Source organism: Sphingopyxis macrogoltabida (assembly GCF_001314325.1).
GTDB lineage: Bacteria > Pseudomonadota > Alphaproteobacteria > Sphingomonadales > Sphingomonadaceae > Sphingopyxis > Sphingopyxis macrogoltabida.
Genome location: NZ_CP009429.1, coordinates 2,634,329 through 2,656,141, shown reverse-complemented (window position 1 = coordinate 2,656,141; position 21,813 = coordinate 2,634,329). Strand labels below are relative to the sequence as shown.

General features: G+C 65.3%; 23 protein-coding genes and 1 pseudogene. 10 read left to right on the top strand and 14 right to left on the bottom strand.

Translation table 11 applies throughout. From position 1 onward, the window contains the following. Positions 1-105 precede the first annotated feature (105 nt). The gene (gene arsC / locus LH19_RS13155) at positions 106-450 is read right to left on the bottom strand and encodes an arsenate reductase (glutaredoxin) (RefSeq protein ID WP_054728671.1); all 345 of its coding nucleotides are present in this window, start codon (positions 448-450) and stop codon (positions 106-108) included. Between the two features lie 214 nt (positions 451-664). Between arsC and LH19_RS13150 the strand changes: the two genes are divergently transcribed. Further along, a complete protein-coding gene (locus LH19_RS13150) occupies positions 665-1,405 on the top strand; it encodes a murein L,D-transpeptidase catalytic domain family protein (protein WP_054728668.1) in 741 nt (246 codons plus the stop codon). Positions 1,406-1,464: 59 nt separating this feature from the next. On the opposite strand, the gene LH19_RS28015 is transcribed toward LH19_RS13150, so the two are convergent. The 5 genes from LH19_RS28015 to LH19_RS13130 form a co-directional block, all read right to left on the bottom strand. After that, positions 1,465-1,836, bottom strand: coding sequence for an energy transducer TonB (locus tag LH19_RS28015; RefSeq protein ID WP_082395672.1), 372 nt, complete (start codon positions 1,834-1,836; stop codon positions 1,465-1,467). 38 nt (positions 1,837-1,874) lie between these two features. Next, positions 1,875-3,230: a L,D-transpeptidase scaffold domain-containing protein gene (locus LH19_RS13145; protein WP_054728665.1), complete on the bottom strand. Its 1,356-nt coding sequence runs from the start codon at positions 3,228-3,230 to the stop codon at positions 1,875-1,877. A gap of 163 nt (positions 3,231-3,393) precedes the next feature. Further along, positions 3,394-4,755: an acetyl-CoA carboxylase biotin carboxylase subunit gene (accC, locus tag LH19_RS13140; RefSeq protein ID WP_054728663.1), complete on the bottom strand. Its 1,362-nt coding sequence runs from the start codon at positions 4,753-4,755 to the stop codon at positions 3,394-3,396. A gap of 8 nt (positions 4,756-4,763) precedes the next feature. Beyond that, the gene (gene accB, locus LH19_RS13135; protein ID WP_054728661.1) at positions 4,764-5,249 is read right to left on the bottom strand and encodes an acetyl-CoA carboxylase biotin carboxyl carrier protein; all 486 of its coding nucleotides are present in this window, start codon (positions 5,247-5,249) and stop codon (positions 4,764-4,766) included. 70 nt (positions 5,250-5,319) lie between these two features. Then, a complete protein-coding gene (locus LH19_RS13130; protein ID WP_054588381.1) occupies positions 5,320-5,772 on the bottom strand; it encodes a type II 3-dehydroquinate dehydratase in 453 nt (150 codons plus the stop codon). Positions 5,773-5,854: 82 nt separating this feature from the next. Between LH19_RS13130 and thiS the strand changes: the two are divergent. Next, positions 5,855-6,830 (top strand): annotated as a pseudogene (gene thiS, locus LH19_RS13120) (sulfur carrier protein ThiS). A gap of 279 nt (positions 6,831-7,109) precedes the next feature. Next, positions 7,110-7,685, top strand: a complete 576-nt coding sequence (locus LH19_RS13115) for an NADPH-dependent FMN reductase (RefSeq protein ID WP_054728657.1) — start codon at positions 7,110-7,112, stop codon at positions 7,683-7,685. On the opposite strand, the gene LH19_RS13110 is transcribed toward LH19_RS13115, so the two are convergent. Beyond that, complete coding sequence (locus LH19_RS13110; RefSeq protein WP_054728654.1) at positions 7,682-8,116, bottom strand: MarR family winged helix-turn-helix transcriptional regulator; 435 nt, start codon at positions 8,114-8,116, stop codon at positions 7,682-7,684. The genes LH19_RS13115 and LH19_RS13110 overlap by 4 nt on opposite strands. Before the next feature lie 153 nt (positions 8,117-8,269). Here LH19_RS13110 and LH19_RS13105 point away from each other — a divergent pair, with 153 nt between their 5' ends. Genes LH19_RS13105 through LH19_RS13080 form a run of 6 tightly spaced genes read left to right on the top strand, consistent with a single transcriptional unit; the run spans position 8,270 to position 14,950 of the window. Beyond that, entirely contained in the window at positions 8,270-9,904 is a 1,635-nt protein-coding gene (locus LH19_RS13105; RefSeq protein WP_054728651.1) for a long-chain-fatty-acid--CoA ligase, read from the top strand. Between the two features lie 26 nt (positions 9,905-9,930). Beyond that, complete coding sequence (locus LH19_RS13100) at positions 9,931-11,064, top strand: alpha/beta hydrolase (RefSeq protein ID WP_234715926.1); 1,134 nt, start codon at positions 9,931-9,933, stop codon at positions 11,062-11,064. 1 nt (position 11,065) lies between these two features. Further along, positions 11,066-12,046 carry a phosphotransferase family protein gene (locus LH19_RS13095; RefSeq protein ID WP_054728648.1) on the top strand — a complete coding sequence of 327 codons (981 nt, stop codon included), beginning with the start codon at positions 11,066-11,068 and terminating at the stop codon, positions 12,044-12,046. Continuing rightward, on the top strand, positions 12,043-13,341 hold the full coding sequence (gene eno, locus LH19_RS13090; RefSeq protein ID WP_054728645.1) for a phosphopyruvate hydratase: 1,299 nt from the start codon (positions 12,043-12,045) through the stop codon (positions 13,339-13,341). The genes LH19_RS13095 and eno overlap by 4 nt, the downstream gene beginning before the upstream one ends. Further along, positions 13,338-14,258 (top strand): NAD(P)-dependent oxidoreductase, encoded by a 921-nt coding sequence (locus LH19_RS13085; RefSeq protein ID WP_054728642.1) that lies wholly within the window; start codon positions 13,338-13,340, stop codon positions 14,256-14,258. The genes eno and LH19_RS13085 overlap by 4 nt, the downstream gene beginning before the upstream one ends. Beyond that, positions 14,258-14,950, top strand: a complete 693-nt coding sequence (locus tag LH19_RS13080) for an alpha/beta fold hydrolase (protein WP_054728640.1) — start codon at positions 14,258-14,260, stop codon at positions 14,948-14,950. Before LH19_RS13085 ends, LH19_RS13080 begins: the two co-directional genes overlap by 1 nt. A gap of 108 nt (positions 14,951-15,058) precedes the next feature. On the opposite strand, the gene LH19_RS13075 is transcribed toward LH19_RS13080, so the two are convergent. Continuing rightward, positions 15,059-16,093, bottom strand: a complete 1,035-nt coding sequence (locus LH19_RS13075; protein ID WP_407696742.1) for a 5-methyltetrahydropteroyltriglutamate--homocysteine methyltransferase — start codon at positions 16,091-16,093, stop codon at positions 15,059-15,061. A 115-nt stretch (positions 16,094-16,208) separates the two neighbouring features. On the opposite strand from LH19_RS13075, the gene LH19_RS13070 reads away from it, so the two are divergent. Further along, complete coding sequence (locus LH19_RS13070; RefSeq protein WP_054728635.1) at positions 16,209-17,774, top strand: long-chain-fatty-acid--CoA ligase; 1,566 nt, start codon at positions 16,209-16,211, stop codon at positions 17,772-17,774. A gap of 12 nt (positions 17,775-17,786) precedes the next feature. Here LH19_RS13070 and LH19_RS13065 read toward each other — a convergent pair whose 3' ends face one another. From LH19_RS13065 to LH19_RS13040, 6 genes are all read right to left on the bottom strand, one after another. Continuing rightward, a complete protein-coding gene (locus tag LH19_RS13065) occupies positions 17,787-18,419 on the bottom strand; it encodes a glutathione S-transferase family protein (protein WP_054728632.1) in 633 nt (210 codons plus the stop codon). Positions 18,420-18,540: 121 nt separating this feature from the next. Then, positions 18,541-19,134, bottom strand: a complete 594-nt coding sequence (locus LH19_RS13060) for a VOC family protein (protein WP_054728630.1) — start codon at positions 19,132-19,134, stop codon at positions 18,541-18,543. 24 nt (positions 19,135-19,158) lie between these two features. Beyond that, positions 19,159-19,776 carry a glutathione S-transferase family protein gene (locus tag LH19_RS13055; RefSeq protein ID WP_054733511.1) on the bottom strand — a complete coding sequence of 206 codons (618 nt, stop codon included), beginning with the start codon at positions 19,774-19,776 and terminating at the stop codon, positions 19,159-19,161. A gap of 63 nt (positions 19,777-19,839) precedes the next feature. Next, on the bottom strand, positions 19,840-20,754 hold the full coding sequence (locus LH19_RS13050) for an SMP-30/gluconolactonase/LRE family protein (RefSeq protein WP_054728628.1): 915 nt from the start codon (positions 20,752-20,754) through the stop codon (positions 19,840-19,842). Beyond that, a complete protein-coding gene (locus LH19_RS13045) occupies positions 20,754-21,401 on the bottom strand; it encodes a carboxymuconolactone decarboxylase family protein (RefSeq protein ID WP_054728624.1) in 648 nt (215 codons plus the stop codon). The genes LH19_RS13050 and LH19_RS13045 overlap by 1 nt, the downstream gene beginning before the upstream one ends. A gap of 10 nt (positions 21,402-21,411) precedes the next feature. Next, entirely contained in the window at positions 21,412-21,807 is a 396-nt protein-coding gene (locus tag LH19_RS13040) for a nuclear transport factor 2 family protein (RefSeq protein ID WP_054728622.1), read from the bottom strand. Positions 21,808-21,813: the final 6 nt, after the last annotated feature.

The following is a 21,813-nucleotide window of genomic DNA, read 5'->3' as shown; positions in this document are numbered from 1 at the left end:
CACCTGCAGGGAGGCATGCGCCGGTTGTAGCGACTTGCAAAACCGTGTCAAAATTTCCGTTGGCCGAATAATTCTGAGTCTGATCGCCGGGCAGCGAGCCCTGCGTCAGAGGATTTCGTGCACCCGGTCCTGCGGGCGGCACAGCCGGACGCCCTTGTCGGTCTCGACGATCGGGCGTTCGACATAGGCGGGATTGGCGGCCATCGCGGCGACGATTTCGTCTTCGCTCGCATCTTTGAGGCCGCGTTCTTCGGCGTCGGTGCCGCGCAGGCGCAGCGCGTCGCGAGCGGCGATCCCGGCATCGGCGAAAAGCTGGCGCAGCTTCGCCTCGCTATAGGGATTTTTCAGATATTCGACGACGGTGACATCGACGCCGGGCGTCTCCTCGAGAATCGCGAGAGTCTTGCGCGAGGTGCCGCAGGCGGGGTTGTGCCAGATCGTTGCTTTCATTCGGCCGCTCCTATCGCCGCGCCGCGCCGCCGACAATCCTGTCGTCGACAAGGCGCCCGGAAAAACTTGGGGCGCGTAAACCCGCTATTCATGGCGAATATGCCACATCTGCCCGCATGACAGGCATGGTAATATTGCCTTCGACCACCATCTTGGGGCTTATGACAAGCCGAGGGACCGCCAAAGGGCGGCCAATGCGGGGTTGGGTTGCAAAGTGAATGAACTGATTGATCGCAGGGCGATATTGGCGGGACTTGCCGGGGCGGGGGCGATGGCTGCCTTTCCGACGCGCGCCCAGACGCCGAACTGGATTCAGCAGCCGATCGCGCCGGTATCGCCGCCGGTCGACTATCTGGCTGTCGCGCGCCGGCAACTGGCGATGCAGAATCGCAATATCCCGCAAGCCGACCGCGTCGGCATCGTCGATTTCGGCCTGCCGTCGTCGCGGCCGCGCTTCGCGCTCGTCGACATGGTCGCGGGCAAGATCGATATGTTTCCAGTCACCCATGGCCGCGGTTCGGATCCGCAGCACGACGGCTGGCTCAAAAGCTTTTCGAACCGTGTCGGCAGCCTTGCAACCTCGCGGGGCGCTTATCGCACCAGCGATTATTATTATGGCAGCAACGGCTCGTCGATGCGGCTCGCAGGGCTGGAGCCCGACAATTACAGCGCCGACGCGCGCGCGATCGTCGTCCATGGCGCCTGGTATGCCGACCCGTCGCTGATCGCGACACAAGGCAAGCTGGGGCGCAGCGAAGGCTGCTTCGTCTTCGGCGAGGCGTTGTTGCCGATGATCCTCTACAAGCTTGGCCCGGGCCGATTGCTGTTCGCCGACAAGCTGAGCGTGCCGCCGCCGGTACCGAAGTTCGAGATGCCGAGCGAGCCGCTGCCGGGCACCGAAAATATCATTCGCACCGGTGCGAGCAACGGCGTGATTCCGAAGACGGCGGATTGACAAGATTATACCGGTTTCCTCGCCGCGATAAGCGCTATGCCGAAGCCGGCAGCGGAGAATTATAAATTCCAGCTAAATATGCTCTCGAAATACCGGGGTTCATCGGACCCGGTTGCTTTGACGAACCGAGCACGGCGCGAGAGAATGTGGCAGGTCTGGGTATCGAGGTCGGCATGTCCGCTTGACGCGGTGATTTCGCAATTGCTGACCCGTCCCGACGCATTGATGGTCAGCTTGAAGCGAACACGGCCTTCGCGCCGTTCCTGCACAGCCGCAGGAGGGTAGTCACTATTGGTTATCCAGCGCATTGGACTGCCAATGATGTGAGGCTGAGCCGGCGGTTTGGTGCTCGGCGCCGATTGATCGGTTATCTGTGCTCCAGTCGGGACTGCAATGACGAGAATGGCGGCGGCAATGCCGATTGCTTTCATGATCTTGTCCGTCGTTTAGATGCGTGGCGCGCCTTGCGTCAGTAGATTCCCGAAGTCCCCGGTGTCGTCGCGCGCGCGGTGGTCTGGACGGTCGGCACGACCTCCGGCGGCGGCGGCGCGATGAGCGCACCGGCCGGGCGGCCCTGCTTTGCAAAGCTCGCCACGACGGGCGCGTCGCGGCCGTAGATGTCGGCCAGCTTCTTCACGCCGCCCTTGCCGTCGGGAACGACGGTCCAATAGGCGACATAGACGGGGAAGGGCTGTTCGAAGCCGAAGCGCGTCGTCTTGCCGCTGGCGATCGCTTCGCCGAATTCCTCGGGGCTCTTGCCGGCGAAATAAACCGCCATCAGGCCCGAAAAGTGCAAAGCGCGCTCGGTACGGATACAGCCGTGGCTGAACGCCCGCGCCGCCGCGGCGAAGGCGCCCTTCGACGGCGTGTCGTGCAGGTAGATGGCGTGCGGGTTGAGCATTTCCATCTTCATCACGCCCAGCGCGTTGTTCGCGCCGGGCTGCTGGACCACCGACAGCGTCTTGCCGCTGCCTGTCCAGGTATAGCCCTGACGGCGTGCCGACGCCGGATTGTTGGCGATCGTCGCCCCGATGCCCTCGTTGATGATGCTGCGCGGCAGCGTCCAGGTCGGGTTGACGATGACGCCCGTCGCCATCGGATTGAGCTGCGGCGTCGGGGTCGAGGCCTTGCCGACGACGGCCTTGTGCGTCGCGATCGTCGTGCCGCCGTGGATGACGCGGGTCAGATATTCGGGGACGTTGCTGACGACATAGCGTTCGCCGAGATCGCGCGGCATCCAGCGCCAGCGTTCGATGTTCACCCGGATTCCATTGGCTTCGGCAGGGGTCTTGGCCTTCTTCAGCGACGCTTTCAGCACCGCGAAATCGGGATGGACCGGATCGAGGCCGGCGAGCGCCTGCGCGACGTTGTTCGTCGCCAGCGCATTGGTGAGCAACGGCAGCAGCGGCTCGTCGGTGTCGTCGCTATCGACCATGAACCATTGCTTGCGAGCGGCATTCGGCGTCCGCCCGTCGCGCAGGTGCGTCGCGAACAGGAGGAAGGCATCGGTCGCGACCTTGTCGAGCCGTGCCTGATCCTTCGACATGATCGCCGCAGCGAGGTCGTCGGGGTTGTAATCCTTGGCGAAAAGCCCTTCGTCGCCGGCGCCTTCGATCGCGCTGAGCAAAGCCGTCGCATTCGCCTCCGACCAAGCGGGAAGCGCGACCGGCGCGACGACGACAGGTGCATCGTCGGTGACCTTGTCGGGCTGGAGGACGACCGAATCCTCCTTCACTTCCTGCGCAAGGACGGATGGCGCGGCGAGCGCCAGCGAAAGGATCAGCGCCGCAGCGGGGCGCATCGACGGGAGAGTATTTTTGACCATGCGGGTGCCATAGCCAAAAAGATCACATAGTTAAAGTGAGCGAGGGCACAGCAGCCGTCATTGCGAGGAGCCGAAGGCGACGCGGCAATCTCCAGCGATCGACCACATATACCGTTGGCTGGAGATTGCTTCGCTAAGCTCGCAATGACGGGGCTTTGATCCTTTACGCCGCGCCTTCCGCTTCCTCGCGCGCTAGCCATTCCTCGAGCCATTTGATCGTATAGTCGCCATGGATGACGTCGGGGGCGGCGAGCAGCGCCTGATGCAGCGGGATGTTGGTCTTGACCCCGCCGATCACCATCTCCTCGAGCGCGCGGCGCATCCGCATCATGCAGCTTTCGCGGGTGCGGCCATAGACGATCAGCTTGGCGATCATGCTGTCATAATAGGGCGGGATCGAATAGCCGGCATAAAGCCCGCTATCGACGCGCACATGCATGCCGCCCGCGGCGTGGTAATTGGTGACCTTGCCCGGCGAGGGCATGAAGGTGCGCGGGTCTTCGGCGTTGATCCGGCACTCCATCGCGTGGCCGCGGAACTCCAGATCCTCCTGCGCCACCGACAGGCCGCGCCCGTCGGCGATGCGGATCTGTTCGCGGACGAGGTCGAAGCCGGTGATCATCTCGGTCACCGGATGCTCGACCTGGATGCGCGTGTTCATCTCGATGAAGAAAAACTCGCCATTTTCCCACAGAAACTCGATCGTGCCGGCGCCGCGATAACCCATCGCCGCCATCGCGTCGGCGCAGACCTTGCCCATGCGCGCGCGCTCCTCGGCCGAGATGATCGGCGAGGGGGCTTCCTCGAGCACTTTTTGATGGCGCCGCTGGAGCGAGCAGTCGCGTTCGCCCAAATGGATGGCATTGCCCTGACCGTCGCCGAATATCTGAAATTCGATGTGGCGCGGGTTGCCGAGATATTTTTCCATATAGACGGTCGGGTCGCCGAACGCCGCCGCCGCTTCGCTCGACGCCTGACCCATCAGGCTTTCGAGGCTCGCTTCGTCGGGGACGACCTTCATGCCGCGGCCGCCGCCGCCCGACGCTGCCTTGATCAGCACCGGATAGCCGGCTTCGGCCGCGATCCGTTTCGCCTCGTCGCCATAGGTCACCGCACCGGGCGAGCCGGGGACGACCGGCAAGCCGAGCTCGACCGCGGTGCGCTTCGCTTCGACCTTGTCGCCCATCGTGCGGATATGCTCGGGCTTCGGGCCGACGAAGCAGATGTTATGTGCTTCGATGATCTCGGCGAAACGCGCGTTCTCGGACAGGAAGCCATAGCCGGGATGGATCGCGTTGGCGCCCGTCACCTCGGCCGCCGAAATGATCGCCGGGATGTTGAGATAGCTGTCCTTGGCGCTCGGCGGGCCGATGCACACGGCCTCGTCGGCAAGACGGACGTGCATCGCGTCGGCATCGGCGGTCGAATGAACCGCGACGGTCTTGATGCCCATTTCGTGGCAGGCGCGGTGGATGCGCAGCGCGATCTCGCCGCGGTTGGCGATCAGCAGTTTTTCGATGGTCATCGGATCGTTCAGCCGATGGTGAACAGCGGCTGGTCGAACTCGACCGGCTGGCTGTTCTCGACATGCACGGCCTTCAGCGTGCCCGACGTCGGCGCGACGATCGGGTTCATCACCTTCATCGCCTCGATAATCAGCACCGTGTCGCCTTCCTTCACCGCCGAACCGACCGTCGCGAAATTCGGCGCGCTGGGTTCGGGGGCAAGATAGACGGTGCCGACCATCGGCGACTTTACCGCTCCGGCAAAATTATCGGCCGCGGGCGCGGCCGCCGCCGGAGCGGCAGGGGCGGCGGGAGCTGCCGCAGCGGGGGGCGCAACGGGAGCGGGCGCGGCGGCATAGGCGACAGGCGCGGCGGTCAGCGTCCGTGCGACGCGGACCTTGCGATCGCCGTCCTCGACCTCGATTTCCGAAAGCTGCGTATCGTCGAGCAGTTCCGCCAACGCGCGGACGAAAGCCGGATCGATGTTGATGCCCTGCTCTTTATGGTCACCCATGATGTATTTCCTGTTCTTTGCGGCGTCGCGGTTCCGACGCTCTGACCCCGTTTTTTGATGCGCCCTATTGTCAGAGACGGGCGGCGGCGTCCAGCGCCAGCGTATAGCTGTTCGCGCCGTGACCTGCAAAATGGTCTACCGCCGCCATGCCGACATAGCTCAAATGGCGGAACTCTTCGCGCTTCATCGGGTCCGACAGGTGAACCTCGATCACCGGCACCTTGATCGACTTGATCGCGTCGTGGATCGCGATCGACGTATGGGTATAGCCGCCGGCGTTGAGCAGCACCGCTTTCGCGCCTGCGACATAGGCTTCGTGCAGCCAGTCGATCAGCACGCCTTCATGGTTCGTCTGCCGGCATTCGAGGCGTAGCCCCAGTCCTTCGGCCTGCGCCTCCAGCCGTGCGTGAATGTCGTTGAGCGTGTCGTGGCCGTAAATCTCGGGCTCGCGGGTGCCGAGCAGGTTGAGATTGGGGCCGGAGAGGACATAGACGGTCGGCTTGTCGGAACGATCGCTGGTCAAGGGCAAGGTCTTTCGGTTGCGGCGACGGGCGCTCCCCCTATATGGGCTGCTCGGCAAAAGGCAAAGCGAGGCGGATTCCGCGGTGATATCGGTCATTCTCAACGGCGAACCCCGTCAGGTGCGCGAAGGCAGCATCGCCGACCTCGTCGCGTCGCTGGGGCTCGACGTGAAGAAGGTCGCGGTCGAGCGCAATCGCGCGATCGTCCCGCGCTCGACGCTCGCCGAAGTGGCGCTCGCCGAGGGCGACGCGCTGGAAATCGTTCATTTCGTGGGAGGCGGCTAAGGTGTCAGCGGATCAGTGGAGTGTCGCCGGGCGGACGTTTACGTCGCGGCTGATTGTCGGCACCGGCAAGTATAAGGACTTCGAACAGAATGCCGCGGCGGTCGAAGCGTCGGGGGCCGAGATCGTCACCGTCGCGGTGCGCCGGGTCAATGTGTCCGATCCGACGGCGCCGATGCTGACCGACTATATCGATCCGAAGAAGATCACCTACCTGCCCAACACCGCAGGCTGTTTCAACGCCGACGATGCGATACGGACGCTGCGATTGGCACGCGAGGCGGGGGGCTGGGACCTCGTAAAGCTGGAAGTGCTCGGCGAGGCGAAGACGCTCTACCCGAACATGCGCGAGACGCTGGAGGCGACCGAGGTGCTCGCGAAAGAGGGCTTCCTGCCGATGGTCTATTGCGTCGACGATCCGATCGCGGCGAAGCAGCTCGAGGATGCGGGCGCGGTTGCGGTGATGCCGCTCGGCGCGCCGATCGGTTCGGGGCTCGGCATCCAGAACCGGGTGACGATCCGCCTGATCGTCGAGGGCGCGTCGGTCCCGGTGCTCGTCGATGCAGGCGTTGGTACGGCGAGCGACGCGGCGGTGGCGATGGAGCTCGGCTGCGACGGCGTGTTGATGAACACCGCGATCGCCGAGGCGAAAGACCCGGTCCGCATGGCGCGCGCGATGAAGCTGGCGGTCGAGGCCGGGCGCGATGCCTATCTGTCGGGACGGATGGGACTGCGCAAATATGCCGATCCGTCGAGCCCGCTGGCGGGGTTGATCTAGCGACGGGAGGCGGTCGGAAGCTGTCGTTCATCTTCCCTCCCGCAGGCGGGAGGGGTTGGGGGTGGGCAGCGACGGCGAGATGCCCACCCCGCTGCGACTAACGAACAAAGTTCGTAAGTCTCACTGCCCCTCCCGCTTGCGGGAGGGGATAGCAGCGTCTGCCTTCAATGTCTGAAATCCACCCCAAAGCGGCCCTCGTGCTGATAAAACCATGCAAAGCCGGTTGCCCATCTCTGACAAAATAGGTTAGTATTCTAATTATTTTGTCCGGGAGGGAAAATGACCAGCATTGCGGTAATCGTCGGCAGCACGCGCGAGGGATCGTTCAATCTTATGCTCGGTGACCTCGCCGCCGCGAGTCTTGCGGCGCAGGGTGCCGCCCTGACGCGCGTCGATCTGGCGACGTTCGACCTGCCGCTCTATTCGGCGGCGCTCGAGGCGAATGATTTTCCGCCCGATGCACAGCGGCTCAAGGACATTTTCGCGGCGCAGGACGGGCTGCTGTTCGTGTCGCCCGAATATAACGGCTCGCTGCCGCCGCTGCTCAAGAATGCGATCGACTGGGCATCGCGGCCGACCGGCGGCGAGGGCCTCGTCGCGCTGACCGCCTATCGCGGCAAGGCGGCGGCGATCATGTCGGCATCGATCAGTCCCTTCGGCGGGCTGCGCGGGTTGATGCATTTGCGGCAGATCCTGTCCACGATCCAGATGCTGGTGATCCCCGAACAGGTCGTGGTGCCGAATGCCCACGCGGCGTTCGCCGAGGACGGAAGCCTGAAGGAAGCGCTGCCGGCGTCGCTGGTCGAGATGACGACGGGCCGGCTGGTTGCGGTCGCGAGGGCGCTTTCGGGCTAGCGCGTCCGCTCGATATTGTCGCCCCAGTCGGCTTCGAGCGTCGCGAGCAGCGCGTCGAAGCGTTCGTGGCCCAGCCTTTCGGCCAACTGGTCGGACAGCGCGTCCATCGCGCGCTGCGCATCATGCCGCATCCGGGCGCCGGTTTCGGTCAGCGACACGATCATATGTCGCCGGTCGCCGGGATCGGGCGCGAGTTCGACGATGCCGAGCTTGACCATCTGGCCGATCGTGCTGTGGATCGCCTGCCGCGACACGCCGAGGTTGCGCGCAATGTCCGACGGGCGCACGATGCCGCTGACGATGTTGGTCATCACCATCGATTGCGGGCGGCTGACATCGGGCCAGCCGCGATCGTGCAGCCGCGCCTGCAGGCCCTCGTCGAGCCAGCAGAAACGCTGGAAAAGAGCGATAATAAGCTGATTGGTGCGCATGAAGAGCCGCGATTTCCCCCGTTTGCCGGCCGAGCGCCAACAGTTTTACGCTAGAAGAAGGGCGGAGGCGAGGCAAGGCGGAGCGGCATTGCAAAAGCAAAATACTTAGCATACTATGCTTTTAACGAATGAACGAGGGAGAGTCGTGCCGACATGGACGGATTGATGCAGAATGTGCCGCTGACGGTCGACCGGATCATCGATCATGCGGCGAACTGGCACGGCGACCGCGAGATCGTCTCGCGCGATGCCGAAGGGCGCGTCACCCGTTCGACCTATGCCGACATCCACGCCGATGCGAAGCGCGTGTCGAATGCGCTCGCCGGCGAGGGGATCAAGCCGGGCGACCGTGTCGCGACGATGGGCTGGAACGGCGCGCGCCATCTTGCGGCATGGTATGGCGCGGCGGGGATGGGCGCGGTGCTCCACACGCTCAATCCCAGGCTGTTTCCCGAACAGATCGCCTATATCGCGGACCATGCCGGCGACCGGCTGCTGATCGCCGATCCGGCGGTTGCCGATCTGGTCGCGGAACTGCTGCCGCAGGTGCCGTCGATCGAAAAGGTGATCTTCTTTTGCGACGCGGCGTCGCTGCCGGAAACCGATTTCGAGGCGATCGCCTTCGACGACTGGATCGCGGGGCAGCCGGCGGAATATGACTGGGGCGGCTTCGACGAAAATGCCGCCTGCGGGCTTTGTTACACCAGCGGGACCACGGGCAACCCCAAGGGCGTGCTCTATTCGCACCGGTCGAACTATATCCACGCGCTGATGACGTTGCAGCGCGACGCGCTGGCGCTGTCTGCGCGCGATACGGTGCTGCTGGTCGTGCCGATGTACCATGCCAATGCGTGGGGCGTCGTCTACTCGGCGCCCGCGGTCGGCGCGAAACTCGTGTTGCCCGGCCAGCGGATGGACGGCGAGTCGATCTATAACCTGATCGAGGAAGAGGGGGTGACCTATTCGGCCGCCGTGCCGACCGTGTGGCAGATGCTGCTCACCTATATGCAGGAAAACGGCAAGCGCTTCACGACGCTGGAGCGGGTGACGATCGGCGGCTCGGCGTGTCCGGAATCGATCATCCGCACCTTTCGCGACGATTATGGCGTCGACGTCATCCAGGGCTGGGGCATGACCGAAACCTCGCCGCTCGGCACAGTATCGGTGCCCAATGCGTCGGTCGCGGCGAAGGGCGATGACGCGCAGATGGCGTACAAGCTGAAGCAGGGGCGGCTGCTCTGCGGGCTCGAGATGAAGCTGGTCGACGATGCAGGAAATCGGCTGCCGCACGACGGCAAGACGCCGGGACGGCTGATGATCAAGGGGCCGACGATCGCGCGCGGCTATTTCGGCGGCGAGGGCGGCGACGTGCTCGATGCCGAAGGGTTTTTCGACACCGGCGACGTCAGCACGATCGACGGCGAAGGCTATATGCAGATCACCGACCGCGCGAAGGATGTCGTGAAGTCGGGCGGCGAGTGGATCAGCTCGATCGAGATCGAGAATATCGCGATGGGGCATGACGCGGTCGCCAACGCCGCGGTCGTCGGCGTCGCGCATCCGAAGTGGGACGAGCGGCCGATCCTGCTTTGCCAGCTCAAGGACGGCGGCACGGCATCCGCCGACGATTTGAAGGCGTATCTTGACGGCAAGATCGCCCGCTGGTGGATGCCCGACGACGTGCTGTTCGTCGACGAAATCCCGCTCGGGCCGACGGGCAAGATCGACAAGAAGGCGATCCGTGCCGGGCTGGAGGGATATAAGCTGCCCTTCGAAGTGACCCGCTGAACCCAAGCAGATAATCAGGAGAGACGATGATGGTGGACCCGAACGGGATCGCAGGACTGGACGCGCAATTTATCGGGCGCGTGTCGCCGACCGCGCCGCGCATTCAGGCGGGCGGCCATCCGTGCCAGGGCATCTATTGGACCGAGGCGGGCAAGCGCCCGAAGGTGGCGGTCATCGCCACCCACTATAATGTCGATTTCTCCGAACATTATATCGCGCCCTATTTTGCGCGGCAGGGCATCGGGTTCCTCGGCTGGAACACGCGCTATCGCGGCTTCGAAGACCAGTTCCTGCTCGAACATGCGGTGCTCGACATCGGCGTCGGCATGAAATGGCTGAAGGAAGAGGCCGGGGTCGAGCAGATCGTCATCCTCGGCAATTCGGGCGGCGGCTCGCTGATGGGCGCCTATCAGGCCGAGGCGATCGCGCCGACCTTGACCGACCGGCTGCCCTCGGTGGGGCAGGATGCGCTGGCGAGCCTCATCAAGGGCGATCTCTATATCAGCTTCAACGCCCACCAGGGGCGTCCCGAAGTGCTGACCGACTGGATGGACGCGTCGGTGATCGACGAGAATGATCCCGTCGCAACCGACCCCGAACTCGATCCGTTCAACCCCGACAATGGCCCGCCCTATTCGGACGCGTTCATCGAAAAATACCGCGCCGGGCAGCGCGCGCGCAACCAGCGGATCACCGACTGGGCGAAGGCCGAACTGGCGCGCCTCAATGCCGCGGGCATTCCCGATCGCATCTTTCCGATGTTCCGTTGCTGGGGCGACATCCGCTGCGTCGATCCGGCGATCGATCCGTCGGACCGCAAGCCGAACTGGTGCTATCGCGGCGATCCCGCGACCGCGAACCGCACGCCGAGCATCGGCCGCGCCAACACGCTGAAAACCTGGCTCAACATGTGGAGCCTCGAAACCTCGCCATGTCAGGGGCAGCCGCACCTCGCCAAGCACGATACGCCCGCGCTGGTCGTGCAGGGGACAGCCGATACCGGCGTTTTCCCGAGCGACGCGCGCAAGATCTTCGATTTCCTCGGTTCGACCGACAAGAAGCTCGAACTGATCACCGGTGCGCATTATTTCGAGGATTCGATAGAAGAGCGCCAGAACGCCGCCGACCTCGTCGGCGCGTGGATCCGGGAGAAGCTGTGACGTGACGGCGGAGGCCGAAATCATTGCCGGATTGCGCGACGCCGGTCTGACGGGCGAGGGCGACGTCGTCCTTCAGCCGCTGACCGGCGGCGTGTCGTGCGATGTGTGGAAGGTCGAGACGCCGACCGGTCCGATCGTCGTCAAACGCCCGCTGCCCCAGCTTCGCGTCGCCGCCGAATGGCTCGCGCCGGTCGAACGCGGGACGAGCGAGGTCCGCTGGTTGCGGCGTGCGCGCGGGGTCGATCCGCGGCTCGCGCCCGAAGTTCTCGCCGAACTGCCGACGGGGCATGCCTTTGCGATGCGCTTCCTGCCCGGCTGTCCGGTGTGGAAAGACGAGCTGATGGCGGGACGTGTCGACGTCGCTTTCGCGGCGCAGGTCGGTACCGGCATCGCGGCGGTTCACGCCGCGACCGCGCATAACGAAAGCGATCGCGCCGACTTCCCGAACGACGAGATGTTCCGCGCGCTGCGCGTCGATCCGTTCCTGCTCCATGTCGCGCGGCATGACGCCGAACTCGCGCCCGTCCTCACTGCGCTTGCCGACGATCTTTCGGGGCGCAAGATCGCGCTGGCCCATGGCGACGTCAGCCCGAAGAATATCCTCGTCAGCGCCGATGGCCCGGTGTTTCTCGACGCCGAATGCGCGGTCTATGGCGATCCGGCCTTCGACCTCGCCTTTTGCACCACGCACCTGTTGCTCAAGGCGGTGTGGTCGGGCGACGCGCGGCTGAACGATGCGGCGGCGGCGCTGGTCGACGCCTATCGCGCCGGGATCGACTGGGAAGATGCCGACGGGCTGATGCTACGCGCGGGCAAACTGACCGCGGCGCTGCTTCTCGCCCGGGTCGAGGGCAAGTCGCCGGCGCCGTATCTGACCGACCCCGAACATAAAAACATCGTGCGCGATCAGGCGCGGGCGCTGATCGCCCGCCCGTCGCCGCTCGGCGAACTGGTCGCCAACTGGAAAAGGAACCTTGCATGACTTCGCGTATCGCCTCCGTCACCGGCCGCCAGCTCTGGGATTCGCGCGGCCGGCCCACCGTCGAGGCCGAGGTTGTGCTGGAATCGGGCGCCATCGGCCGCGCGATCGCTCCCGCCGGCGCTTCGCGAGGGGCGCATGAAGCGATCGACCTGCGCGATGGCGGTGCGGCATTTGGCGGCTTCGGGGTGAATGGTGCGGTTGCAGGGATCGGCGCCGAGATCGCGGGTGCGCTCGCGGGCATGGACGCGCGCGACCAGGCCGCGGTCGACAAGACGCTATGCGATCTCGACGCCACGCCGAACAAGGCGCGGCTCGGCGCGAATGCCGTTGTCGCGGTGTCGATGGCGGTGCTGCACGCTGCCGCGGCGGACGCGCGCGAGCCGTTGTGGCGCTATCTGGCCGAGGGGCGCAAGGTGCGCGTACCGCTTCCCGAAATCCAGATTTTCGGCGGCGGCGCTCACGCCGGGCGGCGCACCGACGTACAGGATTTCATGATCATGTGCCCGAAGGCCGGAAGCTTCCGCCGCGCGCTCGAAATCACCGACGATGTTTATCGCGCCGCGGGCAAGCTGATGGAAGCCAAGGGGCCCTTGTCGGGCGTCGCCGACGAGGGCGGCTGGTGGCCCAATTTCGCATCGAACGAGGATGCGCTGGACACGCTGACCAAGGCGATCGAGGCGAGCGGGCACCGCGCGGGCGAGGAGGTGTTCATCTCGCTTGACATCGCGGCGAACGAGTTGGGCGATGCCGATGGTTATAATCTCGCGCTCGACGACGGGCGCTTGTCGGGCGAGGAAATGGCGGCACGGATCGTCGAATGGGCGGGTCGCTATCCGATCCTGTCGATCGAGGACCCCGCGGGGCAGGACGACTGGACGGCGATGGCCGCCGTCACCGCGGCGATCGGCGAGCGCGTCCAGATCATCGGCGACGACGTCCTCGTCACCAGCGCGGCGCGTGTCGAACGGGCGGTCGAGGCGGCGGTGTGCAACGCGGCGCTGATCAAGGTCAACCAGGTCGGCACGGTGACCGAGGCGAAGGCGGCGCTCGACGCCGCGGTGGCGCGCGGTTGGGGGGCGATCGTTTCGGCGCGCTCGGGCGAGAGCGAGGATGTCACGATCGCGCATCTCGCGACCGGCTGGAATGCCGGGCAATTGAAGGTCGGCAGCTTCACGCGCTCCGAACGCATGGCGAAGTGGAACGAGATGCTGCGGATCGAGGAAGCGATGGGCGGCGATGCAGTGTTCGCGGGCTTCTCGGCCTTTGCTGGATCGATCGGGCGAGTGGCAGCATGATCGTCCTTCACGCCCGGCCGAGCCCCGGCTTTCGCGAGGCCGTCGATGCGATCTTCGGGGCGGGCGTCGTCGTGCATGTCGACGAGGCAGCGCCGCTCGACGAGGTGGCGGGCGAAATCACCGCGCTGCTCCACGTCCTGACCCCGGTGACGCCGGCGTTCATCGCCTCGGCACCGAACCTCAAACTGATCCAGAAGCTCGGCGTTGGCGTGAACACGATCGCGCTCGATGCCGCGCGCGACCATAAAGTCGCGGTCTGCAACATGCCCGGCACGAACAGCCAGGCGGTCGCCGAAATGGCGCTGTCGTTGATGATGGCGGTGCTGCGCCGCACCTGCTTCTTCGATGCGCGGACGCGTGCCGGTGAAGGCTGGAGTGCCGACCCGTCTGAACTCGACAGCGTCGGCGAGATCGGCGGGCGCACGGTGGGGCTGGTCGGTTTCGGCAATTCGGCGCAGCTCCTCGCGCCGGTGCTCGCGGCGCTGGGCGCGAAGGTCGTCTATACCGCGCGCAGCCCGCGCGACGTGCCTTATGAATTTATGCCGCTCGACCAGCTGCTGGCCGAAAGCGATATCGTGTCGCTTCATATGCCGCTGACCGACGGGACGCGGGCGAGCATCGATCCGTTTGCGATGAAAAAGGGTGCGGTGCTGGTGAACACCGCGCGCGGCGAGCTGGTCGATCAGGCACGGCTGGTCGAAGCGCTGACGTCGGGGCATTTGCGCGGCGCCGGGCTCGATGTCTTCGCCGAAGAGCCGTTGCCGCGCGGCAATCCGCTGCTCGGGCTGCCCAACGCGGTGCTCGCGCCGCATATCGCCTGGCTCACGCCCGAAACGCTGGTGCGCAGCCTCACCGTGGCGCACGAGAATTGCCGTCGCCTCGCGGCGGGCGAGCCGCTTCTTCATCAGGTGGTCTAATGTCGCTTCCCATCGTTCTGATTACCGGTCAGCTTTTGACCGATGCCGTGTGGCAGCCGCTCCTCGATGCCTGGGCGGACCGCGAGGTGATTGTCGCCGACAATCGCAGCGACGATACGATCGAGGGCTTCGCGCAGCGGCTGCTCGACAATGCGCCGCCCAAATTCGCGCTGGTTGCGCACGCGATGGGCGGTTTCGTCGCGTTCGAGGTGATGCGCCGCGCGCCCGGACGCGTCGCGAAGCTCGCGCTGATCTCGACGCTCGCCTCGGCTGACGGTCCGGCGCAGACGGCGCGGCGGCAAGGCTATATCGACCTTGTCGAGAGCGGCAATTTCGACCGGGTCGTCGAGGAGCGCATCCCGATCCTCTTTCCCGAAGAGAAGCGGAATGACGAACGGTTGCTCGCCATCGCGCGGGCGATGGCGGCCGATACGGGCGCCGACACCTTCCTCGCGCAGCAGCGCGCGATCATGGCGCGCATCGACAGCCGCCCGCGGCTCGGCGAGATCGCGGTGCCGACGCTGCTGATCTGGGGCGAGAAGGACGGCATCACCAGCCGGGCGCACCATGACGAGATTGTGGATGCGGTTCCGGGGGCGCGGCTCGAAGTGATTGCGGGCGCGGGGCATCTGCCGACGGTCGAGGCACCGGAGCTGGTGGTGCCGTTGCTGAGGGATTTTATCGACGGCTAAGCATCGTCATTGCGAGCGTAGCGAAGCAATCTCCAGCCATCGACCTCGGTTCAAGGCCGGTAGCTGGAGATCGCTTCGTCGCTAGGCTCCTCGCAATGACGAGCAAGGTCATTTGATCTCCGCCCGAACCAGCGCGGCCCCGTCGACCATCGCCTTGAGCTTGGCCTGCGAATGCTCGCGGCTGTGATATTTCATCCCGCAATCGGGGGCGATCCACAGCCGCTCGGCGTCGACATAACGCAACGCCTCGCGGATGCGGCCGGCGACGACCTCGGGAGTTTCCACATCCGGAATCGACAGGTCTAGTACGCCGTACATGATCGTCTTGGTGGGCAGTTCGGCGAGGATCGCCGGGTCGAGCCCGGGCTGCGCCGCCTCGATGGAGATGACGTCGATCGCCGAGGCTTCGAGTTCGGCGAGGAAATCATAGGCCTTGGGCTTAGGCCCCGTCGCCCCCGCGCCATGATGGACCATCGCATAGCCGAAACAGATGTGGAGCGCGGTCGTGCCGCCGACGCCGTCGAGCGCGCGGTTGATCGCTTCGATGGCATAGCTGTTCGCCTCGGCAGCGCGCGCCTGCAGATAGGGTTCGTCGAGCTGGACGACGTCGACCCCCGCCGCGAAGAGATCCTTCACCTCGGCATTGACCGCGTCGGCATAGTCCATCGCGAGCGCCCGCGCGTCGGGATAATAACCATTTTCCGCCTGCTGCGTCATCGTGAACGGGCCGGGCAGGGTGAGCTTGACCGGTTTGGTCGAATGGCGGCGGAGGAACGCGGCATCCTGCGCCTCGATCGGCGCGACGCGGCGGATCGGGCCCGAGACGAGCGGCACCGGGTTGGCATTGCCGGTGCGGTCGACCGCGGTGCCATGCTTTTCGCTATCGATCCCCGACAGCGCCGTCGCGAGGCGGTTCGAATAGCTTTCGCGGCGCATCTCGCCGTCGCCGACGATGTCGATGCCCAGCTCCTCCTGATCGCGGATCGCCATCAGAGTGGCGGCTTCCTGCGCGTCGGCAAGCCATGGTTCGGGGATACGCCACAGCGTCTCGGCGCGGACGCGCGGGGGCAGGCTGGCCTTCAGCCGTTCGCGGTCGATCAGCCAGTCGGGCTGGGGGTAGCTTCCGACGATCGTCGTCGGCAATATGGGGTGGTCGAACAAGGCCAATCCTCTCGATTTTCAGGCTGGCCAGTATTTACTTAGTATTCTATCTAATTCAAGCGAAACAGGAGCGCGAAATGGAATTGGGGAGAGCGAAATGATCGATCTGGACGCCATCCGGACGCTGGCCGACATACCGGCGGCGCAGGCGCGGGCGCGGGGGCAGGCGACTGCGGTAAAGTTCGGGGCGCGCGAGACGAGTTTCGCCGAACTCGATGCGCGGTCGAACCGCGTTGCGAACGCCCTGATCGCCTCTGGCATCGCGCCGGGCGACCGGGTCTCGGCGCTGACCAAGAATCATGACGGCTGGTATCCGCTGTTCTTCGGCACCGCACGGGCGCGGGCCTGCTTCGCGCCGATCAATTGCCGTCTGGCGCCGGGCGAGATCGGCTTCATTCTCGGCGATGCGGGGCCGAAATTGCTGTTCGTTGGCGAGGATTTCTTCGATTGCGCGCTGGCTGCGGTCGCGGGGCTGGCTTCGCCGCCGCGGCTGATCGCCCTGTACGGGGCGCACCCGGCGTTCGAACCGTTCGAGGCGTGGCTGGCGGGCGCGTCCGACGCGCCGCCCGCCGACGTGCCGCAGCTCGCCGACGATGTGCTCCAGCTCTACACCAGCGGGACGACGGGCCTGCCCAAGGGCGTCGTGCTGACCAACGCCAATTACCGGACCTTCCTCGAGGCCGCGACCGAGGTCGACGGCTTCGCCTACGGCGAGGACGAGACGGTGATGATCGTCATGCCGCTGTTCCACGTCGCGGGGACGAACGTCAGTTTCTCGGGATTGGCGCAGGGCGGGCGGCTGGTGCTGGTCAAGGATTTCACCGCACCCGACGCGATCCGCATGCTGCGCGAGGAAGATGTCGCGCATGCTTTCCTCGCCCCGGCGATGATCCAGATGATGCTGCTCCAGCCCGATGCGGACGGGGCGGCGTATCCGGAGCTCAAGTCGATCGCTTACGGCGCTTCGCCGATCGCCGAGGATGTGCTGCGCCGCGCGCGGGCGACCTTCGGCTGTGACTTCGTGCAATTCTATGGCATGACCGAATCCGCCGGCGGCGGTTCCTATCTGTCGCCGGCCGCGCATGACCTGCCCGGCAAGCTGACGTCTTGCGGCCAGCCGTGGCCGGGGGCGGCGATGGCGATCCTCGATAGCGAGGGCAACGAACTCGGCGAGGGCGAGATCGGCGAGATCGCGATCCGCGGCGGCATCGTGATGAAGGAATATTGGAACCGCGCCGCGGCAACCGAGGAAACGCTTGCTGGGGGCTGGCTCCACACCGGCGACGTCGGCTACCGCGATGCCGACGGCTTTTATTATGTTCACGACCGGATCAAGGACATGATCGTGTCGGGGGGCGAGAATGTCTATCCGGCCGAGGTCGAAAGCGCGATCATGGGGTGCCCCGGCGTCGCCGATGTCGCGGTGATCGGCATCCCCGACGACAAATGGGGCGAGGCGGTGATGGCGCTGGTGGTGGCGTCGGCGGACCTCCGTCCCGAACCCGCGGATGTCATCGCCTGGGCGCGCGAGCGGATCGCGGCGTACAAAGCGCCGAAGCGGGTCGACTATATCGATGCGCTGCCGCGCAACCCGTTGGGCAAGGTGCTGCGCCGCGAATTGCGCGCGCCCTATTGGGAAGGGCGCGACCGCGCGGTGGGGTGAAACGAGGGGGCTTCAGCGCCGGGCATCGGCCGCCTCGAAATGGCCGATCTGGTCGGCATAGGCTTTCCGGAAGGCGGAACGGCCGGTGATCCGTGCGACATAGGCTTCGGTCGCGGGCCGGTCGCCGAACGCGCGGACATCGGCAACGCGCAGTACATCGGCCATCAGCAGGTCGGCGACGGTGAAGCGCCCGGCCGCCAGCCACTCGCGTTCGCGCAATATGTCCTCGAGTTGGCCAAGGCGCATGGTCAGCCATCCGGCCAGCTTGTTGTCGGCATCGCCCGAGATTTTCAGAAACCACCACGGGACCGAGACCATCTCGATCGAATTGAGCGCGGCGATCGTCCATTGCACCGTTTCGGCTTCGCCCGCCGTGTCTCCGGGCATCAGCCGTTCGCTTTTGCGTGCGAGATGGAGCAGTCCGGCACCGCTCTCGAATATCTCGACCTCGCCGTCGCTGAGGAACGGCACCTGGCCGAAGGGTTGCTGTTCCAGATGATTGGTCGCGCGATCGTCGAACGCGACGGTACGGACGCTATAGGGAAGCCCCGCCTCTTCGCACGCCCAGCGGAGCCGCAGGTCGCGGACGAACCCTCGCGGCATTTCCGGCACCCAGTCATAGGTCCAGATGGTCAGTTCGCTCATGGCCGGACCTTTCCGTTGGTTGCCGGCATCCTATCGCGCTTTCGTCCGGCCGCGACAAGGTCGCAAAAAAGGCCCGGCGGTTGTGCCGCCGGGCCGGAGTGCTTCCCAGTAGAAACACTTGTTATTCGGCGAGCACCGGGGTGCGGCCGGTGATGAAGCCTTCGCGCTTCGTCCCGTCGGCCTGCACCGGATCGTGCGCGACGTCGCTCTCGTCGAACTCCTTGGTCCATGCTGCGAATTCGAGGCAGACGCCGTCGGGGTCGAAGAAATAGACCGAGCGGACGAACACGCCGGGGTGGAGTTCGTCGGTCGACTGCATCGGGCTGTCGTCGTGGTTCAGGACCTTGCTGACGTTGATGCCCTTTTCCACCAGCCGGTTGTAATAATCGTCGAACTTGTCGGCGCGGACGTTGATCGCGATATGGTTCATCGACCCGTGCGCCGAGATGAAGCTGCCCTGCGTCGGCAGCGCGGCGGGGGCGGAAATGCCCGGAACTGCCTCGGGCGCTTCGGGGAACCAGAAGAAGGCGAGGCTATCGCCGTTGCCGATGTCGAAGAAGAAATGCTGGCCGCGTCCGCCCGGCAGGTCGATCGTCTTGGTCAGCGGCATGCCGAGGATGTCGCGGTAGAATTCGACCGTCTTTGCCATATCCTTGCACACGAGCGCGAGGTGGTTGACGCCGAGGAATTCGAATTCGTTGTTGGTTGCAGCCATGATCCGTCTCCTATTTTCATAAACTCAGTTGGGGTTGGCGCTGGGGCGGGCCTTCATCCGTTCGTACCAGCCATTGACGTTGGCGAAGGCGGGGTCGACCGGCTGGCCGACCGACACGCCGAAATCGAGGAAGGCGAAGAGCAGCAGGTCGGCGAGCGACAGCGTGTCGCCGGCGATGAAATCGCGGCCCGCGATGAGCGGATCGAGCCAGGCGATGCCGTCCTGCGCGATGGCCTTCAGCCCCGCCGCCGCTTCGGGCAGGCAGCGCATCCGCGGCTCGAACAGCGGCAGGCCTTCGGCAAAGCGGAAGCCGTTGGTCAGCGGCTCGCAGATCTTGATATCGACCCGGCGGGTCCACATCCGGGTGTTCGCGCGCTCCTCCGCCGTGCTGCCGATCAGCGGCGTTTCGGGAAAACGCTCTTCCAGATATTCGCAGATCGCGGTGATTTCGGTGAGGACGCTGCCGTCGTCGAGTGCGAGCGCCGGGGTCTGGCCCGCGGGATTGACCTCGACATTATAGGGTGCCCGGCGGTTCTCGCCGCCGCGCAGGTCGATTATGACCTCGGGAATCTCGATACCCTTTTCGGCCATGAACAGCTTCACGACGCGCGGGTTGGGGCCGATTGAGTTATAGAATTTCATGCCCATCCTCTTCCTTGAGTCTTTCCTAGCATAGGAGGCAATAACTGTCAATTAAGTTGACGATTAATGCAATCGCAGGCCCGGTCGCGGCCAGCGGACGCGGTAAAGGGTGCCGGTGGTCGATGCGGTGATATAGGCATCGCGGCGGTCGGCGCCGCCGAAGGCGATGTTGGTGATCCCGATGTCGGGCAGCGGCACGAACTCGGACGCGCGCCCGTCGGGGTCGAAGACGGTGATCCCGCCCTCGACCATCGTGCCGACGCAGATGCGGCCGCTTTCCTCGACGGCGAGGCTGTCGAGCAAGCGAAAGGCCGGCGGCGTGCCGATGAAGCGGCCGGGCGCCCATGGCGGCGGCGGTGCGAGCGTGCCGGGCGCGACGATGTCCATCGCCCAGACGCGCGCGGTCATCGTCTCGCTGGCATAGAGCGTCTTGCCGTCGGGCGACAGGCCGATGCCGTTGGGCCCCATCATCTCGGCGCGCTGGCGCGTGATCTTCGATCCGTCGGCGGCAGCGTGATAGATCGCGCCATGATCGCGGCCGGTGCCGCGCACCTGCCCATGATCGGTGAACCAGAAACCGCCGTCCGCGTCGAAGACGATATCGTTCGGGCCTTTCAGCCGTTCGCCTTCGAAGCTGTCGTAGAGCGTCGTCACGGCGCCGGTCGCAAGATCGACGCGCTGGATCGATCCGCAGGCATCGGGGTTGGCGGCATGGCCGGGAAAGAGCAGGTCGCCGGCCTCGATCCACTGGAAGCCGCCATTGTTGCAGACATAGGCGCCGCCGTCGGGGCCGATCGCGAGCCCGTTCGGCCCGCCGCCGGGTTCGGCGACGACCGACAGCGACCCGTCGGGCGCGACGCGGGTCAGTGTGCCGCGCGCGATCTCGACGAGCAGCACCGATCCGTCGGGCATCGGCACCGGGCCTTCGGGAAAGCGAAGGCCCGTCGCGACGACCTCGGGGGCGCCGTAATCGCTCATCAGCCGTTCGCGGGGCGTGGGGCGCTGAGGAAGTCGGCGGCGCTGAAGCCTTCGGGCGCCGCGACTTCGACGATCGGGTCTTCGCGCGCGTCATATTCCATGCGCAGCGCGCGGGTGATCACCGCATGCATGTCGTAGAGGCAGGTGATGTAGGTGAATTCGAAGATCTGCTCGTCGTTCCAGAAGGTCTTGAGCTTGTCGAACACCTCGAGCGGGACGCGCCCGCCGGCCTGGCTCAGGCAGTCGGCATAGGCGAGCACCGCGCGTTCCTGTTCGTTATAGCAGTCGGCGACGGTCCAATAGGCAATGGCGGCGATCTTCTCTTCGCTGACGCCGAGGCCGCGCAGCGACTTGCAATGCTGCGAAAAGACGAACTGACTGCCCTTGACCCAGCCGGCGCGGGTCTGGCCGAGTTCGCGCAGCACCGGATCGATCGTGCGCGCGGGGTTGCGATAAACGGCGAAACCCTTGACCGCATGTTCGAAGATGTCGGGCGACAGCGCGAAAACGGTCCACCAGTCGCCGGGCGTGCCGGTCGCGGTGCCGGGTTCGGCGACGGGGTCGCGGTCGCCGAACAGACGGTTGTAATAAGCGGTGACGGTCTCGTCGGTAACTTCCGAGCGGGGAACCTGGCGCAGGACGGGCATGGCTAACTCCTCAGGCGTTGGCGAATTTGCGGAACTCGGCGACGTGCGCGCTGTCGAAATATTCGTCGAGGCGGGTGATCTTGCCGTCCGCGACCTTGCAGACGATGGCGCAGGGCAGGCGGACTTCGCCGTCGTCATGGACGCGGCGGCCTTTCAGGACATGCTGCTGGACGAAGCCGCCGGGGAAGGTGGTGAGCCGGCGGTCGGCATATTCGCGGTCCTTGATCCGCGCGACCATGCCGGTCAGCGTCTGCGCGGTCTGGTCGCGGGTGACGATCAGCTCGTCGGTGTTGTGCCAGATTTCGGCATCGGGGGTGAAGCTGCCGCGCATCGTCTCGATATCGCCCGCCTCGATCGCGTCGAAGAAACGCTGCGCCATCGCGCGGATGTCGTCCTGTTCTGCCATGTGTCT

Bases quoted from the DNA above. Each gene is read 5' to 3' on its own strand.
- arsC (WP_054728671.1), bottom strand. From the start codon at position 450: ATGAAAGCAACGATCTGGCACAACCCCGCCTGCGGCACCTCGCGCAAG.
- LH19_RS28015 (WP_082395672.1), bottom strand. From the start codon at position 1,836: ATGAAAGCAATCGGCATTGCCGCCGCCATTCTCGTCATTGCAGTCCCG.
- LH19_RS13145 (WP_054728665.1), bottom strand. From the start codon at position 3,230: ATGGTCAAAAATACTCTCCCGTCGATGCGCCCCGCTGCGGCGCTGATC.
- accC (WP_054728663.1), bottom strand. From the start codon at position 4,755: ATGACCATCGAAAAACTGCTGATCGCCAACCGCGGCGAGATCGCGCTG.
- accB (WP_054728661.1), bottom strand. From the start codon at position 5,249: ATGGGTGACCATAAAGAGCAGGGCATCAACATCGATCCGGCTTTCGTC.
- LH19_RS13115 (WP_054728657.1), top strand. From the start codon at position 7,110: ATGACCAGCATTGCGGTAATCGTCGGCAGCACGCGCGAGGGATCGTTC.
- LH19_RS13110 (WP_054728654.1), bottom strand. From the start codon at position 8,116: ATGCGCACCAATCAGCTTATTATCGCTCTTTTCCAGCGTTTCTGCTGG.
- LH19_RS13105 (WP_054728651.1), top strand. From the start codon at position 8,270: ATGGACGGATTGATGCAGAATGTGCCGCTGACGGTCGACCGGATCATC.
- LH19_RS13100 (WP_234715926.1), top strand. From the start codon at position 9,931: ATGATGGTGGACCCGAACGGGATCGCAGGACTGGACGCGCAATTTATC.
- eno (WP_054728645.1), top strand. From the start codon at position 12,043: ATGACTTCGCGTATCGCCTCCGTCACCGGCCGCCAGCTCTGGGATTCG.
- LH19_RS13085 (WP_054728642.1), top strand. From the start codon at position 13,338: ATGATCGTCCTTCACGCCCGGCCGAGCCCCGGCTTTCGCGAGGCCGTC.
- LH19_RS13080 (WP_054728640.1), top strand. From the start codon at position 14,258: ATGTCGCTTCCCATCGTTCTGATTACCGGTCAGCTTTTGACCGATGCC.
- LH19_RS13070 (WP_054728635.1), top strand. From the start codon at position 16,209: ATGATCGATCTGGACGCCATCCGGACGCTGGCCGACATACCGGCGGCG.
- LH19_RS13065 (WP_054728632.1), bottom strand. From the start codon at position 18,419: ATGAGCGAACTGACCATCTGGACCTATGACTGGGTGCCGGAAATGCCG.
- LH19_RS13060 (WP_054728630.1), bottom strand. From the start codon at position 19,134: ATGGCTGCAACCAACAACGAATTCGAATTCCTCGGCGTCAACCACCTC.
- LH19_RS13055 (WP_054733511.1), bottom strand. From the start codon at position 19,776: ATGAAATTCTATAACTCAATCGGCCCCAACCCGCGCGTCGTGAAGCTG.
- LH19_RS13050 (WP_054728628.1), bottom strand. From the start codon at position 20,754: ATGAGCGATTACGGCGCCCCCGAGGTCGTCGCGACGGGCCTTCGCTTT.
- LH19_RS13045 (WP_054728624.1), bottom strand. From the start codon at position 21,401: ATGCCCGTCCTGCGCCAGGTTCCCCGCTCGGAAGTTACCGACGAGACC.
- LH19_RS13040 (WP_054728622.1), bottom strand. From the start codon at position 21,807: ATGGCAGAACAGGACGACATCCGCGCGATGGCGCAGCGTTTCTTCGAC.